General features: G+C 71.8%; 13 protein-coding genes and 1 riboswitch. Of the genes, 7 read left to right on the forward strand and 6 right to left on the reverse strand.

Annotation, left to right across the window (positions count from 1 at the left end):
* The gene (locus tag D1J51_RS07450; RefSeq protein WP_119074557.1) at nucleotides 1-1524 is read left to right on the forward strand and encodes a tripartite tricarboxylate transporter permease; all 1524 of its coding nucleotides are present in this window, start codon (nucleotides 1-3) and stop codon (nucleotides 1522-1524) included.
* Nucleotides 1525-1635: 111 nt separating this feature from the next.
* Nucleotides 1636-2481 (forward strand): CPBP family intramembrane glutamic endopeptidase, encoded by an 846-nt coding sequence (locus D1J51_RS07455; protein WP_119074558.1) that lies wholly within the window; start codon nucleotides 1636-1638, stop codon nucleotides 2479-2481.
* Nucleotides 2482-2519: 38 nt separating this feature from the next.
* On the opposite strand, the gene aroQ is transcribed toward D1J51_RS07455, so the two are convergent.
* The gene (aroQ, locus tag D1J51_RS07460) at nucleotides 2520-2960 is read right to left on the reverse strand and encodes a type II 3-dehydroquinate dehydratase (protein ID WP_119074559.1); all 441 of its coding nucleotides are present in this window, start codon (nucleotides 2958-2960) and stop codon (nucleotides 2520-2522) included.
* A 143-nt stretch (nucleotides 2961-3103) separates the two neighbouring features.
* On the opposite strand from aroQ, the gene trmB reads away from it, so the two are divergent.
* Nucleotides 3104-3892: a tRNA (guanosine(46)-N7)-methyltransferase TrmB gene (trmB, locus tag D1J51_RS07465; RefSeq protein ID WP_119074560.1), complete on the forward strand. Its 789-nt coding sequence runs from the start codon at nucleotides 3104-3106 to the stop codon at nucleotides 3890-3892.
* The gene (locus D1J51_RS07470; RefSeq protein ID WP_240423030.1) at nucleotides 3889-4893 is read left to right on the forward strand and encodes an NAD(P)H-dependent flavin oxidoreductase; all 1005 of its coding nucleotides are present in this window, start codon (nucleotides 3889-3891) and stop codon (nucleotides 4891-4893) included. Before trmB ends, D1J51_RS07470 begins: the two co-directional genes overlap by 4 nt.
* 17 nt (nucleotides 4894-4910) lie before the next feature.
* Here the strand turns inward: D1J51_RS07470 and D1J51_RS07475 are convergent, their stop codons facing one another.
* Genes D1J51_RS07475 through D1J51_RS07495 form a run of 5 tightly spaced genes read right to left on the reverse strand, consistent with a single transcriptional unit; the run spans nucleotide 4911 to nucleotide 10033 of the window.
* Nucleotides 4911-5648, reverse strand: a complete 738-nt coding sequence (locus D1J51_RS07475; RefSeq protein WP_119074561.1) for a FadR/GntR family transcriptional regulator — start codon at nucleotides 5646-5648, stop codon at nucleotides 4911-4913.
* Nucleotides 5649-5695: 47 nt separating this feature from the next.
* Complete coding sequence (locus tag D1J51_RS07480; RefSeq protein WP_162903711.1) at nucleotides 5696-6487, reverse strand: 3-oxoacyl-ACP reductase; 792 nt, start codon at nucleotides 6485-6487, stop codon at nucleotides 5696-5698.
* A 33-nt stretch (nucleotides 6488-6520) separates the two neighbouring features.
* Complete coding sequence (locus tag D1J51_RS07485; RefSeq protein WP_119074562.1) at nucleotides 6521-7876, reverse strand: aldehyde dehydrogenase family protein; 1356 nt, start codon at nucleotides 7874-7876, stop codon at nucleotides 6521-6523.
* A complete protein-coding gene (locus tag D1J51_RS07490) occupies nucleotides 7873-8676 on the reverse strand; it encodes a gamma-glutamyl-gamma-aminobutyrate hydrolase family protein (protein WP_119074563.1) in 804 nt (267 codons plus the stop codon). Before D1J51_RS07490 ends, D1J51_RS07485 begins: the two co-directional genes overlap by 4 nt.
* Nucleotides 8663-10033, reverse strand: a complete 1371-nt coding sequence (locus D1J51_RS07495) for a glutamine synthetase family protein (RefSeq protein WP_119074564.1) — start codon at nucleotides 10031-10033, stop codon at nucleotides 8663-8665. Before D1J51_RS07495 ends, D1J51_RS07490 begins: the two co-directional genes overlap by 14 nt.
* Before the next feature lie 260 nt (nucleotides 10034-10293).
* On the opposite strand from D1J51_RS07495, the gene D1J51_RS07500 reads away from it, so the two are divergent.
* From D1J51_RS07500 to gcvT, 3 genes are all read left to right on the forward strand, one after another.
* Nucleotides 10294-11838, forward strand: a complete 1545-nt coding sequence (locus tag D1J51_RS07500; protein ID WP_119074656.1) for an amino acid permease — start codon at nucleotides 10294-10296, stop codon at nucleotides 11836-11838.
* Between the two features lie 82 nt (nucleotides 11839-11920).
* Nucleotides 11921-12023: riboswitch (glycine riboswitch) on the forward strand.
* A 166-nt stretch (nucleotides 12024-12189) separates the two neighbouring features.
* Nucleotides 12190-15039 (forward strand): aminomethyl-transferring glycine dehydrogenase, encoded by a 2850-nt coding sequence (gene gcvP, locus D1J51_RS07505; RefSeq protein ID WP_119074565.1) that lies wholly within the window; start codon nucleotides 12190-12192, stop codon nucleotides 15037-15039.
* 8 nt (nucleotides 15040-15047) lie between these two features.
* Nucleotides 15048-16160: a glycine cleavage system aminomethyltransferase GcvT gene (gene gcvT, locus D1J51_RS07510; protein ID WP_119074566.1), complete on the forward strand. Its 1113-nt coding sequence runs from the start codon at nucleotides 15048-15050 to the stop codon at nucleotides 16158-16160.
* The last annotated feature ends 17 nt before the right edge of the window (nucleotides 16161-16177 follow it).

Below are 16177 nucleotides of genomic sequence, written 5' to 3' on the forward strand. Positions count from 1 at the left end.
ATGGATACGCTGCAACTGCTCGCCGACGGCTTCGTCGGCGCCCTCACCTGGCAGAACCTGCTGTGGGTGGTGATCGGCTGCCTGCTGGGCACCGCCGTGGGGGTCATGCCCGGGCTCGGATCCTCGATGGCGGTGGCGCTGCTGCTGCCCGTGACCTTCGCGCTCGAGCCCACCGCCGCCTTCATCATGTTCTCCGGCGTCTACTTCGGCGGACTCTTCGGCGACTCCACCATGAGCATTCTCATGAACATGCCCGGGCAGGCCTCGGCCATCGCCTCCACCTTCGAGGGGCACAAGATGGCGCTCGACGGGCGCGCCGCCCAGGCGCTCGCGACCGCGGCCATCGGAGCCTTCATCGGAGGCTTCATCGCCTCGATCGTCGTGGTCTTCATGGCTCCGGCCCTCGCCGACTTCTCGACCCAGTTCGGGCCCGCCGAGTTCTTCGCTCTGGCGCTCTTCGCCTTCGTCGCCACGTCGTCGGTCGTCACGGACAACCCGGTGAAGGGGCTCGCGTCGCTGTTCATCGGGCTCGGCCTCGCGGTCATCGGCGTCGACGGTATCTCGGGGGCTCCGCGCTTCACACTGGATTCGCCGAACCTCTTCGACGGGGTCTCCCTCGTCACGGTGACGGTCGCCATCCTCGCGCTCGGCGAGGTCATCTACGTCGCGTGCGTCGAGCGCCACGTGGGCGGGGGCAAGCTCATCCGCCCGAAGGGCCGCCCGTGGCTCTCCGGCCGCGAGTTCCGGGAAGCGATGCCCGCCTGGCTGCGGGGCACCGCGATCGGCCTGCCGTTCGGCGTCGTGCCGGCGGGCGGTTCCGAGATCCCGACGTTCCTCGCCTTCGGGCTCGAGAAGCGGCTCGACAAGCGCCGCAGGCATCCGCAGTTCGGCCGGGGGGCGATCCGCGGCCTCGCCGCTCCGGAGGCCGCGGGCAACTCGACCACCGGCATGGCGATGGGCGCCCTGCTGGCGCTCGGCCTGCCGATCTCGGCGACCGCCGCGATCATGCTCGCCGCCTTCCGGCAGTACGGCCTGCAGCCCGGGCCGCTGCTCTTCGAGCGCTCCGCCGATCTCGTCTGGGCGCTGCTCGCGAGCTTCTTCATCGCGATGGTCGTGCTGCTCATCCTCAACCTGCCCTTCGCGATGGTGTGGGCGAAGCTGCTGCTGATCCCGCGCCCCTATCTCTACGCCGGCATCACGATGGTCTGCGCGCTCGGCATCTACGCGACGTCGGGCAAGACCTTCGACCTCCTGATGCTGCTCGCGATCGGGCTCGTCGGCTTCGTGATGCGCGCGGTCGACTACCCGCTGGCGCCGCTCATCATCGGCATGGTGCTCGGCCCGCTCGCCGAGACGAGCCTGCGCGACGCCGCGATGAGCGCGAACGGGGACTTCGCGGTGCTCGTGCAGGGGCCGATCCCGATCGCCCTCTACGGGCTCCTGCTGCTCGTCATCGCGTTCGCGGTGCGCGGCAAGGTCGTCGAGCGCCGCCAGGCGAGGGCGCGCGCGACCGAGCGCGTCTGATCCCGCGCGGTTCGCGGTCTTCCGAGGTCGCGATCGGCCCCCGAGACGCGCCCCGGCCTCGGGCGCCGGTGCCGCCCGGCCCCCGGTGCCCGAGGCCGATACGCTAGGGGTATGAGGGAGGAACCGGGGCGGCTCCGAGCGATGCACCTGTCGGCCGCGCTGCTCGTCTGCCTCGCGGCCCCGGCGTTCTTCGTGCTCGAGCAGCCGGTGCTCGGCTTCGCGCTGCTGGTGGCGGGGCTCATACTCGCCTGGGGCGCCGAGCAGAGCTCCGGCCGCATGGCCCGCCGGACGCCGTCCCTGCTGCGCGACCTCTCCCTCATCGCGATCGGGCTCGCGATCGTGCGCACCATCCCGCTCGCCGCCGGGCTCGACGACTGGTCGATGATCAAGTTCACGCTCGCGCTGGGCGGAGCGGTCGCGGTGCCCTACGCGGTATCGCGCTACCTGTACCGGGATCGCGCCACAGCCTTCCCCTGGTTCGGCTCCGGCCGCTGGGGTCGGCTGCACTGGGGATGGCTGGCCGCCGCGCTGGTGCTCGCGTGGCTGATCCTGCCCTGGTACTTCATCTCCTCCGGCGTGTACCTCAACTGGCCCGTGGTCGACACGCCCGAGCTGATGGCCCGGCTCTTCATCGGCGTCGGCGCCGTCGGCATCTGGGACGAGCTCTTCTTCATCGGCACGGTTTTCACCGCGCTGCTGCGGCATTTCCCGCCGTGGGCCGCCAACCTGCTGCAGGCGATCGTGTTCGCGTCGTTCCTGTGGGAGCTGGGGTACCGGGCCTGGGGGCCGCTCCTCACGATCCCGTTCGCCCTCATGCAGGGCCACGTCTACCTGCGCACGCGCCACTCGCTGGCCTACGTCGTGACGGTGCACCTGCTCTTCGACGCGGTGGTGTTCGCCGTGCTGGTGCACGCGTACAATCCGCAGCTGTTCGACGTGTTCCCCACGGCGCCGTAGGGCGGCGGGCCGTGGGCTCCGCGCCGGATCCGGACGCCCTACCCCGCGATGAGCGCGGCGAGGCGGCGCACCGCGAACTCGTAGCCCTGCACCCCGCAGCCCACGACCACGCAGGCGGCTATGCCCGAGACGTACGAGCGGTGGCGGAAGGACTCTCGGGCGTGCACGTTGGAGATGTGCACCTCGGCGACGGGCAGGGCCACGCCGGCGAGCGCGTCGCGCAGCGCGATCGACGTGTGCGTGAACGCCCCAGGGTTGATGACGATCGCCGAGCAGTCCTCGCGCGCGGCGTGGATCGCGTCGATCAGCGCGCCCTCGTGATTGCTCTGCACGGCCCGCACATCGAGGCCGAAATCGCCGGCGACGCGCGAGACGAGCACCTCCACGTCGGCGAGGGTCTCCTCGCCGTAGATCTCCGGCTCGCGCGTGCCGAGCAGGTTGAGGTTGGGGCCGTTCACCAGCAGGATCCGTCTGGACATGATGCGCTCCCTCCGCGTCGAAGCCGTACCCCCATCGTACCCGGGCGGATCCCGAGGCGGACCGGCAATCCGCGGAGGGGAGCCTGGCGCGCCCCGGCAGCCGTCCGGGATCGCGGGATCGCGGGATCGGCTACCGTAGACGGGTGACCGACCAGCAGCCACTGCCGCCGAAGAGCTTCGACCCCGGCACTTTCCGTGACCGGCCGGTGTCGTTCGTGCGGCGCAGCGGCCGCATGACGCCCTCGCAGGCGCGCGCCTGGGAGCAGCATCGCGCCGACTACGTGCTCGACATTCCGCGCGGACGGGCGGCCACGAGCGTCGCCGACGGCGTCGCCGGCGATCCGGAGCGCATCTTCGGGCGCAGCGCCCCGCTGGTGGTCGAGGTGGGCACGGGGCAGGGGCACGCGATCCTGCACGCGGCGGAGTCGCGCCCCGACAAGAACTTCCTGGGCGTCGAGGTGTTCCGCGCGGGGCTCGCCCGCACCATCATCCGGGCCGAGCTCGCGGGGGTGAAGAACCTGCGCCTGGCCGAGGTGAACGCCCCCGAGCTGCTCGAGAAGTACCTGCCGGCCGGGTCGGTCGACGAGATCTGGGTGTTCTTCCCCGACCCCTGGGCGAAGGCGCGCCATCACAAGCGGCGCCTCGTCAGCGCCGACTTCGCGCGCATCGCCGCGCTCGCGCTGCGCCCCGGCGGCGTGCTGCGGCTCGCCACCGACTGGGAGGATTACGCCGAGCGGATGCGCGAGGTGCTCGACGCCGCCCCGGAGTTCGAGCGCGACTTCGAGGGGGAGTGGGCCGAGCGATTCGAGGGGCGCGTGCTCACCGCCTTCGAGCGGAAGGGCGCCGAGAGGGGGCGCGCGATCCGGGACCTCGTGTACCGTCGCGCGCAGCGACCGCCGATCCGTCCGCCGGAGAGTACCGTGGAGGCATGAGCGAGGATCCGGCCGCCGCCCGCGGCGCGGGAGTGGAGGAAACGAGCATGGCGGACCGGCTGCAGACGGGGTGGGCGCGTCGGCTGGGACTGACGGCGCCCGTGGTGTGCGCGCCGATGGGCGGCGTGGCGGGCGGGCGGCTCGCCGGCGCGGTGTCGCGCGCCGGGGCGCTCGGCATGATCGGCATGGGGAGTGCGGGATCGGTCGCCGCGCTCGAGCGCGAGCTCGCGCGTCTCGACACCGGCGGCAGGCCGTTCGGGATCGGCCTCGTCGCCTGGGGGATCGCTCGCGACCCCGCCATGCTCGAGCGGGCGCTCGCCGCGGCCCCGGCGCTCGTCTCGGTGAGTTTCGGGGACTGGGAGGGAGCGGATCCGCACCCGTCGTGGGTCGAGACCGTGCGCGCCGCCGGCGCGCTCGCCGTGACGCAGGTGGCCACGGTCGCGGAGGCGCGCCGCGCGGTCGACGCGGGCGTCGACGCCGTCGTGGCCCGCGGGCTGGAGGGAGGCGGTCACGGCGACCATCGCGAGCCGCGGGATGCGCTGCTGGCGGCCGTCGTGGAGGCGGTCGAGGTGCCGGTGCTGGCCGCGGGTGCGGTGAGCACGGCCGAGGACGTCGCGCGCGTGCTCGGCGCGGGAGCCGCGGCGGCCTGGGCGGGCACCGCGTTCGCGGCCTGCGAGGAGGCGCTGACCGGCGACGCCGCCCGCGCCGTGCTCATCGACGCGGACGGCGCCGACACCGTGGTCTCGCGGGTGCTCGACGTGGCGCTCGAGCGACCGTGGCCCCCGCGGTTCCCGGAGCGGCTGCTGCGCACGCCGTTCGTCGACCGCTGGCAGGGGCGCGAGGACGAGCTCGCGGCCGACGCCGAGGCCCGCGCCGAGTTCCGCGCGGCGGTGGCGGCCGGGGACTACTCGGTCGTGCCGCTCGACGCCGGGGAGGGCGTCGGATCGCTCGCCGCCGTGCGCCCGGCGAGCGAGGTTGTGGCGGCGCTGCGGCTGCGGTAGCCGCGCGGCCCCGCCAGCTACCGCGAGGACAGGAAGCCGCGCAGCAGCGCCGTCGACCCCTCGATGTGCTCGAGCATCGCCTCGGCCGCCGACTCCGGCCGGCCGGCCAGGATCGCCGACACGATCGCCGCGTGCTGCGCGTGCGAGTGGGAGAGGTTGGGGGGCAGCACCGGGATCTCGTCGAGCAGCGCGTTGACGCGCGAGCGCAGGTTGGCGACGAGCGGCACGAGGCTCGGGGATCCCGACAGCTCCGCGATCAGCAGATGCAGCCGGGAGTCGAGTCGCCGGTGGTCGGCGATGTCGGCCGCCGTGCACTCCTCGAGGGTCCGCGTCAGGGCGGCGCGGTCCTCGGCGCTCAGCACTCTGGATGCCGCCTCGCGGGCGGCGCCCACCTCGAGCACGCGGCGCAGCACGGCGGTGTCCTCGATCTCGTCCTCGTCGAAGCCGGTGCGGCTGCCGAGCTCGGCGCGCAGCACCGAATCGCTGGGCAGCCCGTCGACGACGAACGTGCCGCCGTAGCGGCCGCGACGGGAGACCACGTACCCCGCTTCGGCGAGCGTCGCGAGCGCCTCGCGCACGGTGTCGCGGCTCACCTTCAGCATGGCCGCGAGGTCTCGCTCGGCCGGCAGCCGGTCGCCGGGCGGGATCAGCCCGAGGCGGATCGACTGGAGCAGGCGGCGAATGGTCTCCTCGTAGGCGTTGGCCGGGCGGACGGCTCCGATGAGTAGTTCGGCGCCCTCTGACGGTACGTGCATCGCTCTCCCTTCGTGCCAAGGCCCGAGGCCCTGGCGAGCGTCCGCGCTCAGAGCGGCGTGGTGTACGCGCTCGTGAGGCCGCCGTCGACGAGGAACGTCGAGGCGGTGATGAAGGAGGCGTCGTCGCTCGCGAGGAAGGCGACCGAGGCGGCGAGCTCCTCGGGGCGGGCGAAGCGGCCGACGGGGATGTGCACGAGGCGGCGCGCGGCGCGCTCGGGATCCTTCGCGAACAGCTCCCGCAGCAGCGGCGTGTCCACCGGTCCGGGGCAGAGGGCGTTGACGCGGATGCCCTGGCGGGCGAACTGCACGCCGAGCTCCCGGGTCATGGCGAGCACGCCGCCCTTCGACGCCGTGTAGGAGATCTGGGAGGTGGCCGATCCCATCACCGCGACGAAGGAGGCCGTGTTGATGATGGATCCCGAACCCTGCTTCGTCATGTGGCGCAGCGCGGCGCGCGAGCAGAGGTAGACGCTCTTCAGGTTGACGTCCTGCACCTTCTGCCAGGCTGGCAGCTCGGTGGTCTCGATCGAGTCGTCGTCGTCGGGCGAGATGCCGGCGTTGTTGAAGGCGATGTCGACCGAGCCGTACTCGCGTGCGGCGGTGTCGAACAGGTTGTCCACCTGCTCCTCGTCGGTCACGTCGGCCCGCACGAAGAGGCCCTCGACCTCCTGGGCCGCGGCCTCGCCGCCGATGGGCTCCATGTCGCCGATGACGATCCTGGCGCCCTCGGCGCGCATGCGCCTGGCGGTGGCGAGGCCGATGCCGCTGCCGCCTCCGGTGATGACGGCGACCTTGCCGGCGAGCCGCTGGGTGAGGTCGATGGGGGTGATGTCGTTCATGGGCTGTTCCTCGAGGTGGGTGGTGGGAGGGGGCTATTCGGTCGCGAAGAACACGTTCTTCGTCTCGGTGAAGTGCTCGGCGGCGTCGGGCCCGAGCTCGCGGCCGAGGCCCGACTGCTTGAAGCCGCCGAAGGGCGTCGAGTAGCGCACCGAGGAGTGGGAGTTGACGGAGAGGTTGCCGCCCTCGACGCCGCGCGCCACGCGGATGCCGCGGGCCAGATCCCGAGTCCAGATCGAGCCGCTCAGACCGTAGACGGTGTCGTTGGCCAGCTGCAGCGCGTCGGCCTCGTCGTCGAAGGGGAGCACGGCGACCACGGGGCCGAAGATCTCCTCCGTCGCCACCCGGTCGCCGCGCTGCGGGGTGACCACGGTGGGGGCGAACCAGGCGCCCGGGCCGTCCGGGCAGGATCCGCGGAACGCGACCGGCACGTCGTCGGTGAGGAACGACGCGACGCGGTCTCGGTGCGCGAGCGTGACGAGCGGGCCCACCTCGGTCGATTCGAGGGCGGGATCGCCGACCTCGACCGCCTTCACGGCCTGCTCGAAGCGCTCCATGAAGCGGTCGTACACGCTGCGCTGCACGAGCAGGCGGCTGCGCGCGCAGCAGTCCTGCCCGGCGTTGTCGAAGACCGAGGAGGGGGCGGTGGCCGCCGCCTGCTCGATATCGGCGTCCTCGAACACGATATTGGCGCTCTTGCCGCCGAGCTCGAGGGTGACGCGCTTCACCTGCTCGGCGCAGCCGGCCATGATGCGCTTGCCGACCTCGGTGGAACCGGTGAAGACGACCTTGCGCACGTGCCGGTTCGTCACGAAGCGCTCGCCGACGACGGATCCGCGGCCCGCGAGCACCTGGAAGAGCCCCTCGGGCAGGTCGGCCTCGAGGGCCAGCTCGCCGAGGCGCAGGCTCGTGAGGGGCGTCCACTCGGCGGGCTTGAGCACGACCGCGTTGCCCGCGGCCAGCGCGGGCGCGAAGCCCCAGGCCGCGATGGTCATGGGGAAGTTCCAGGGCGTGATGACGCCGACGACGCCGAGCGGCTCGTGGAAGGTGACGTCGAGTCCGCCGGCGACGGGGATCTGCCGGCCGATGAGGCGCTCGGGCGCGGCCGAGTAGTACTCGAGCACGTCGCGCACGTGCCCGGCCTCCCAACGGGACTGCGCGATGGGGTGGCCGGAGCCCGCGGTCTCGAGCTGCGCGAGGCGCTCGACGTCGGCGTCGACCGCGTCGGCGAAGCGCCGCAGCGCCCTCGCTCGGTCGGCGGGCGCGACGCGCGCCCAATCCCTCTGCGCCCGCACGGCGTCCGCGATGGCGAGATCGGTCTGCGCGGCGTCGAGGTGCTCGACCTCGGTGACGACGGCCTCGTTCGCCGGGTTGACGACGGTGTAGCTCATGGGTGCTCCTCTCCGGGGGCGCTGTGGGGGGCGTGGTCCGATGCCGATGGGGCGGCGCGGGCGCGTCGGCGCTCGCGCGCCGCGCGCACGAGGCCCTCGAACAGTCGGCGGTCGTCCCGATTCTCCTCGGGGTGCCACTGCACGGCGATGCAGAAGGGAGCCGACGGGAGCTCGATCGCCTCGATGACGCCGTCCGATGTGCGGCTGGTGACCTCGAGCCCGTCGCCCAGCTCGCCGATCGCCTGGTGGTGGTAGAGATGCGCGCGGGCGCCGCGGTCGCCGAGCACCTCGGCGATGCGCGTCCCCTCGGCCACCTCGACGTCGATCGGGTTGAAGACGCCGTCGCCGAGCTGGTAGCGCTCGTCGCCGACGACGTCGGGGAGGTGCTGGATCAGCGTGCCGCCGAGTTCGACGTTGAGCATCTGCGCGCCGCGGCAGATGCCGAGAAAGGGCAGCCCGGTCTCGATGACGGCGTCGAGCAGGGCGCTCTCGAAGGCGTCGCGGTCGGTGCGGGGCGCGCCGGTGCGCTCGTGCGCATCCTGCCCGTAGCGCGCCGGATCGACGTCGGCGCCGCCCGAGAGGATGAGCCCGTCGAGGGTGGAGACGATGCGGCGCGCGATCTGCGCATCGACCGGCTGGGGCGGCAGCACGACGGCGATGCCGCCCGCGTCGGTCACCCCGTCGAGGTAGACCTCGGGCAGGAACGACGCCCGCACGTCCCAGACCCCGGTGCGCGCCTGCTCGAGGTAGCTGGTGATGCCGATGACGGGCGCGTCCCGCCGCGTCTCAGAGCCGTTCAAACCCCCGCACCCTCTCCCAGTCGGTGACGGCCGCGTCGTAGGCCGCGACCTCGACGCGCGCCGCGTGGGTGTAGTGCTCGACGACGTCGTCGCCGAAGACCTCGCGGGCGAGTCGCGACCGCTCGAAGAGGTCGGCGGCCTCGCGCAGCGTGGTCGGCACCCGCGCGATGTCCGCCGTGTACGCGTTGCCCGCCAGCGGCTCGCCGAGCTCGAGCTGCCGCTCGATGCCGTGCAGGCCCGAGGCGAGCATGCCCGCGACGGCGAGGTACTGGTTCACGTCGCCGCCCGGCACCCGGTTCTCGACGCGCATGCCGTGGCCCCGCCCGACGACGCGCAGCGCGCAGGTGCGGTTGTCGTGGCCCCAGGCCACGGCGGTGGGGGCGAAGCTGCCCTCGACGAAGCGCTTGTAGGAGTTGATGTTGGGGGCGTACAGCAGCGTGAACTCGCGCATGGCGGCGAGCTGGCCCGCGATGAAGTGGCGGAACGTCTTCGACATGCCGTCGGGGGAGCCGGAGTCGGCGAACACCGGGTCGCCCGCGGTGCTGCGCAGGCTCGCGTGCACGTGGCAGCTGTTGCCCTCGCGCTCGTTGAACTTCGCCATGAAGGTGATGCTCTTGCCGTGCGCCTCGGCGATCTCCTTCGAACCGCTCTTGTAGACGGAGTGGTTGTCGCAGGTCGGGAGCGCGTGCGCGTAGCGGAACGCGATCTCCTGCTGGCCGAGGTTGCACTCGCCCTTGACGCCCTCGCAGTACATGCCCGCCCCGTCCATGGAGTTGCGGATGTCGCGCAGCAGCGGTTCGAGGCGCGTCGAGGCCTGGAGGGCGTAGTCGGTGTTGAAGTCGCTCGCCGTCGCGAGGTCGCGGTAGCCCTTGCGCCAGGCGGTGCGGTAGTCGTCGTCGAAGACGAGGAACTCGAGCTCGGTGCCGACGTAGGGCACGAGGCCCCGCTCCTCGAGTCGGTCGATCTGGCGGCGCAGGATCTGCCGCGGCGAGACCGGGATGGGGGAGTGGTCGCTCGCGAGGGTGAGGTCTGCGATGACGAGCGCGGTGCCGGGCAGCCAGGGCGCGCGGCGCAGGGTCGAGAGATCCGGGATCATCGCCATGTCGCCGTAGCCGCTCTCCCAGCTGGTGAGCGCGTAGCCGTCGACGGTGTTGAGGTCGACGTCGACCGCGAGCAGGTAGTTGCAGCACTCGGCGCCGTGCTCCATGACCTCCTCGAGGAAGAGCCGGGCGGAGACCCGCTTGCCCACCAGGCGGCCCTGCATGTCGGTGAAGGCGACGATGACGGTGTCGATCGCTCCCGACGCGACCTCGTCGCGCAGTTCTTGTGGGCTCAGGTTCCCGCTGGCTGGGATCATGGTGCTCCTCCTCGGCTCTGAGGGCGTCGCGTTCGGTGGATGTGGCGGTGCGAATGGTCTGCTCGAAGACCTTATGGCGGATGCTCGGCGCGCGAGGGCTCGTGCGCATCGATCGGTCCGTGCGGGATCAGCCCGGAAAGATTCTCCCAAAGGTAGTTGATTCGACCATTGAATTCACTATAGTCGGTTGCAACGACCGTGTCAGCCGGCGCGGGCGCAGCCGACCACTGCGATTCACAGCGACGTGAAGGAGGCCGATGATGGCCAAGGACACCCTCAAGGTCTCGGGCGTGACGTACACGACGGCCGAGTCCGGATACTTCGAGAAGCGCCGGCTCAAGCGCGCGGCCGGGGTCTGGGGCCTCTGGGGCCTCGCCGTCGGAGCCGTGATCTCGGGCGATTTCTCGGGCTGGAACTTCGGCATCGACGCGGCCGGCTTCGGCGGCATGCTCATCGCCTTCGCGATCCTCGTCGTCATGTACTACGGCCTCATCTTCTCCATCGGGGAGATGGCCGCGGCCATGCCGCACACGGGCGGCGCCTACTCCTTCGGCCGAGCGGCGATGGGGCCGTGGGGCGGCTTCGTCACCGGGCTCGCCGAGACGGTCGAGTACGTCGCCACCACGGCGGTGATCGTGTTCTTCTCGGCCTCCTACGCCGACGGCATCACGAGCGAGCTGCTCGGGCTGTCGCTGCCGTCCTGGGTGTGGTGGATCATCCTCTACGCGGTCTTCATCGGCCTCAACTCGGCCGGCGCGGCCATCTCCTTCAAGTTCGCGATCGTCGTCTCGATCATCTCGATCGGGATCATCCTGCTGTTCTCGGCGATGGCGGTCTTCAGCGGCAGCTTCAGCTGGGAGGCGCTCTGGGACATCGAGCCCGCTGCGGGCCAGACGGTCTTCCTGCCCAACGGCGTGCTGCCGATCCTCTTCGCAATGCCCTTCGCCATGTGGTTCTTCCTCGGCATCGAGGAACTGCCGCTCGCGGCCGAGGAGTCGCACGATCCGGTGCGCGACATCCCCCGTGCGGGCCTCTGGGCGCGCGGCACCCTCATCATCACAGGGCTCCTGGTGCTCTTCCTCAACACGGGCGTCATCGGCGCCGAGGCGATGGGCACGGCGGGCGAGCCGCTGCTCGACGGCTTCCGTGCGATCGTCGGCGACCAGCTGGCCGCCGTGCTCGCGCTCTTCGCGCTGATCGGGCTGCTGGCCTCGCTGCAGGGCATCATGTTCGCGTACGGCCGCAACATGTATTCGCTCTCCCGCGCCGGCTACTACCCGAAGTTCCTCTCGCTCACCGGCAAGCGCCACACCCCGTGGGTGGCTCTGCTCGCGGGGGCGCTCATCGGGTTCGTCGCTCTCATCATCGTCGATCTCGCCGGCGGCGCCGAGGGAGTGGCCGGGGCGATCGTGCTGAACATCGCGGTGTGGGGCGCGGTGCTCGCGTACTTCATGCAGATGGTCTCCTTCCTGGTGCTGCGCAAGAAGTATCCCCGCGCGAGCCGTCCGTACCGCAGCCCGTGGGGGCTGTTCGGCGCCTGGGCGGCGGCCGTCATCGCGGCGCTCATCTTCGTCGGCTTCCTGTTGAATGCGACCTTCCAGCCGGCGATCATCGCGATCGTGATCGTCTACGTGATCGCACTGCTCGTGTTCGGACTCTACGGGCGGCACCACCTCGTACTCTCGCCCGAGGAGGAGTACGCCGTCTCGGGCGGCCTCCACGGCGACCCGCAGAGGGAGGGGTACGGCGGTGCCGTCGAGGAGGAGCTCCTCGCGATGGACGGCATGGACGAGTCTGGCAAGTAGCCGGGTCGTGCGCGGGCGGGCGATCCCGCCCCCGGTCGCCCCGTCGCCTGATAGGCTGAGCGCACTCTTGAATATCGGCCGTCAAGCCGTGGCGGGAGAGCCCGGGATCCGCGATATCGCGACCCGGCGCCGTAGGAGCAAACCCTCCCCGGGAATCTCTCAGGCCCCCGTACCGCCGCGGCGAGGCAACTCTGGAAAGCGGCGGACGCCGATCCCGCAGGATCGCGACCGCCCACCGACGGTGCAAGGGAGCCCGCATGGCGGGATCCCGAATCTCTCAGGTTCCGTAACAGATCGGGGAGGATCCCACGTCAATACGCGCGCCCGCGCGGTCACCCCACGGAGATCCTCTTGAGCACTGTCCCGAACGCAGCCGTATTCGCCGACCGGCACATCGGCGTGACCGCGAGCGCCGACGTCGAACGGATGCTGGCGCAGCTCGGATGCGCCGACCTCGACGCGCTCGTCGACGCCGCGGTGCCGGCCGGCATCCGCGTCGACCGTCCGCTCGACCTCCCGGCTCCGCTCTCGGAGGAGGGGGCGCTCGCCCGGCTGCGCGAGATCGCCGGCAGGAACGTGCTGAAGACCCAGATGATCGGGCAGGGCTTCTACGGCACGATCACGCCGCCCATCATCCTGCGCAAGGTGCTCGAGAACCCGGCCTGGTACACCGCCTACACCCCCTACCAGCCCGAGATCTCGCAGGGACGGCTCGAGGCGCTGCTCAACTTCCAGACCATGGTCTCCGACCTCACCGGGCTTCCCGTCGCGAACGCCTCGCTGCTCGACGAGTCGTCGGCCGCGGCGGAGGCGGTGCTGCTCATGCGCCGCGCAGGCAGGGCGAAGGGATCGGCGAGGACCGTGGTCGACGCGGGCCTGTTCCCGCAGACCATCGCCGTGATCCGGGGCCGCGCCGAGGCGCTCGGCTTCGAGGTCGAGGTCGCCGACCTCGCCGAGGGGCTGCCCGAGGGCGACATCTCGGGCATCGTGCTGCAGCAGCCGGGCGACGACGGTGCCGTGGTCGATCACTCGGCGATCATCGCCGAGGCGAAGGAACGCGGGGCGATGGTCACGGTCGTAGCCGACCTGCTCGCGCTCGCGCTCATCACCCCTCCCGGGGAGCAGGGCGCCGACATCGCGGTGGGCAACACCCAGCGCTTCGGCGTGCCCCTCTTCTTCGGCGGCCCGCACGCGGCGTACATGGCGATCCGCTCCGGCCTCGAGCGCTCCATGCCGGGACGCCTGGTGGGCGTCTCGAGGGACGACGCGGGCCGGCCCGCCTACCGCCTCGCCCTGCAGACCCGCGAGCAGCACATCCGCCGCGAGAAGGCCACGAGCAACATCTGCACCGCGCAGGCGCTGCTCGCGATCACCGCGTCGATGTTCGCGGTCTACCACGGCCCCTCGGGGATCAAGGCGATCGCCGAGCGCGCGCACGCGCACGCCCGCACCCTCGCCGCCGCACTGACCGAGGCGGGGGTCGAGCTCGCCCGCACCGAGTTCTTCGACACGATCGTGGCGAGGGTGCCCGGCCGCGCCGAGCGGGTCGTCGCCGACGCGGAGGTGGCCGGCATCAACCTGCGCCGCATCGACGCCGACACCGTCGGCATCTCCACCGACGAGACCACGACGCACGAGATCGTCGAGACCCTCGCCGGCGTCTTCGGCGCGACCGTGGCCGAGACCGTCCCGGCGGGAGACTACGGCTTCGCTCCCCGCCTCGTGCGCGAGAGCGACTACCTCACGCACCCCATCTTCAATTCGCTGCGCTCCGAGACCCAGATGCTGCGCTACCTGCGCCGCCTCTCCGGGCGCGACCTCGCGCTCGACCGCACCATGATCCCGCTCGGATCCTGCACCATGAAGCTCAACTCGACGGCCGAGATGGAGTCGATCTCCTGGCCCGAGTTCGCCGGGATCCACCCCTACGTGCCCGACCACCAGAGCGCCGGGTGGCGCGAGCTCATCGCCGACCTCGAGCGGCGCCTCGTCGAGATCACCGGGTACGCCGGAGTGTCGCTGCAGCCGAACGCCGGCTCGCAGGGCGAGTACGCGGGGCTGCTCGCGATCCGGGGCTACCATCGGGCGAACGGAGACGCGCAGCGCGACGTCTGCCTCATCCCCGCCTCGGCGCACGGCACGAACGCCGCCTCGGCGGTGCTCGCGGGCATGCGGGTCGTCGTGGTGAAGAACACCGACGCCGGCGCGATCGACCTCGACGACCTCGACGAGAAGATCGCGGAGCACGGCGACGCGCTCGCGGCCATCATGATCACCTACCCGTCGACCTACGGCCGCTACGACGTCGACGTGCGCGAGGTCTGCGACAGGATCCACGCGGCGGGCGGGCAGGTGTACATCGACGGCGCGAACATGAACGCCCTCGTGGGGCTCGCGAAGCCGGGCGAGTTCGGCGGCGACGTGTCGCACCTCAACCTGCACAAGACCTTCGCGATCCCGCACGGCGGCGGCGGTCCCGGCGTCGGCCCGGTCGCGGTCGCCGAGCACCTGCTGCCGTACCTGCCGGGCGATCCCACGGGAGGGTACGCGGTGCGCGACGGGATCCCCGTGGTCGCGACGCTGTTCGGCTCCGCGGGGGTGCTGCCGATCTCGTGGGCGTACATCGCGATGCTCGGAGCCGACGGCCTCACCCGCGCCACGAAGACCGCGCTGCTGAACGCCAACTACATCGCCTCCCGGCTGCGGGACCACTTCCCGGTGCTCTTCACGGGGGAGAGCGGACTCGTGGCGCACGAGTGCATCCTCGACCTGCGCGAGCTCAAGGCCGCCACGGGGGTGACCGCCGAGGACGTGGCGAAGCGCCTCATCGACTTCGGCTTCCACGCGCCGACCCTCGCGTTCCCCGTCGCGGGCACGCTCATGGTCGAGCCGACCGAGTCGGAGGATCTGGGCGAGCTCGAGCGCTTCATCGAGGCGATGATCGCGATCCGCGGCGAGATCGACCAGGTCGCCGCCGGTGACTTCTCCCTCGCGGATTCGCCGCTGCGCCGCGCGCCCCACACCGCCGACGCGGTCGTGTCGAGCGGCTGGGACCGCCCCTACCCGGTGGAGCAGGCCGCGTTCCCCGTCTCCGCGCTGCGCGTCGACAAGTACTTCCCCCCGGTCGGCCGCATCGACGGCGCGCACGGCGACCGCAACCTGATCTGCTCCTGCCCCGCCCCCGAGGCCTTCGAGAACTGAGGAACACCGTGAGCACAACGAAGCAGACGGCGCTGCACGCCGAGCACGAGCGGCTCGGCGCCTCCTTCACCGACTTCGGCGGCTGGGACATGCCGCTGAAGTACGGCTCCGAACTCGCCGAGCACCGCGCCGTCCGCGATGCCGCGGGCCTCTTCGACCTCTCCCACATGGGCGAGATCCGGGTCGCGGGTCCCGACGCGGCGACGTTCCTCAACACGGCGCTCGTCGGCGATCTCGGCGCGATCGCGGTCGGTCGTGCGAAGTACTCGCTGATCTGCGCCCCCGACGGCGGCATCATCGACGACCTCATCAGCTACCGGCTTGCGCAGGACGTCTACCTCGTCGTGCCGAACGCCGGCAACTCGGAGACCGTCGCCGCAGAGTTCGCCGAGCGGGCCGCGGGCTTCGACGTGGAGATCAGCGATCAGTCGGCCGACATGAGCCTCATCGCGGTGCAGGGGCCGAACGCCGTGGCGATCCTGCACGCGCTCGTTGCCGACGAGCAGCGCGCCCTCGTCTCCGACATGAAGTACTACTCGGCGGCGCAGGCCGCGGTCGGCGGCTTCCCGGTGCTGCTCGCGCGCACCGGCTACACCGGGGAGGACGGCTTCGAGCTCTACCTGCCGAACGACGAGGCCCCCGGCCTGTGGCGCGCGCTCATCGAGGCCGGAGAGCCGCACGGCCTGATCCCCGCGGGACTCGCCTCCCGCGACTCGCTGCGCCTCGAGGCCGGCATGCCGCTGTACGGCAACGAGCTCGGCCTCGACGTCACCCCCTTCGAGGCGGGCCTCGGCGGCGTGGTCTCCCTCGCGAAGGAGGAGCGCTTCACCGGCCGCGCGGCGCTCGAGGCGCGTCGCGAGGCCGGGCCGGAGACCGTGCTCGTCGGGCTTCGGGGAGCGGGACGCCGCGCAGCCCGCGCGGGCTACGCCGTGCTCGCCGGAGGCCGGGTCGTCGGCCGGGTCACGAGCGGCCAGCCGAGCCCCACGCTCGGCTACCCGATCGCGATCGCCTACGTGGAGCCCGCCTGCGCCGAAGCGGGAACGCCGCTCGAGGTCGACCTGCGCGGCAAGGCCGAGCCCTTCGAGGTCGTCTCCCCGCCGTTCTATCGCCGGGCCCGGTAGCCGCCCGGCTCCCGCAT

The organism is Leucobacter sp. wl10, from assembly GCF_003569785.1.
In the GTDB taxonomy this organism is placed as follows: Bacteria; Actinomycetota; Actinomycetes; order Actinomycetales; family Microbacteriaceae; genus Leucobacter.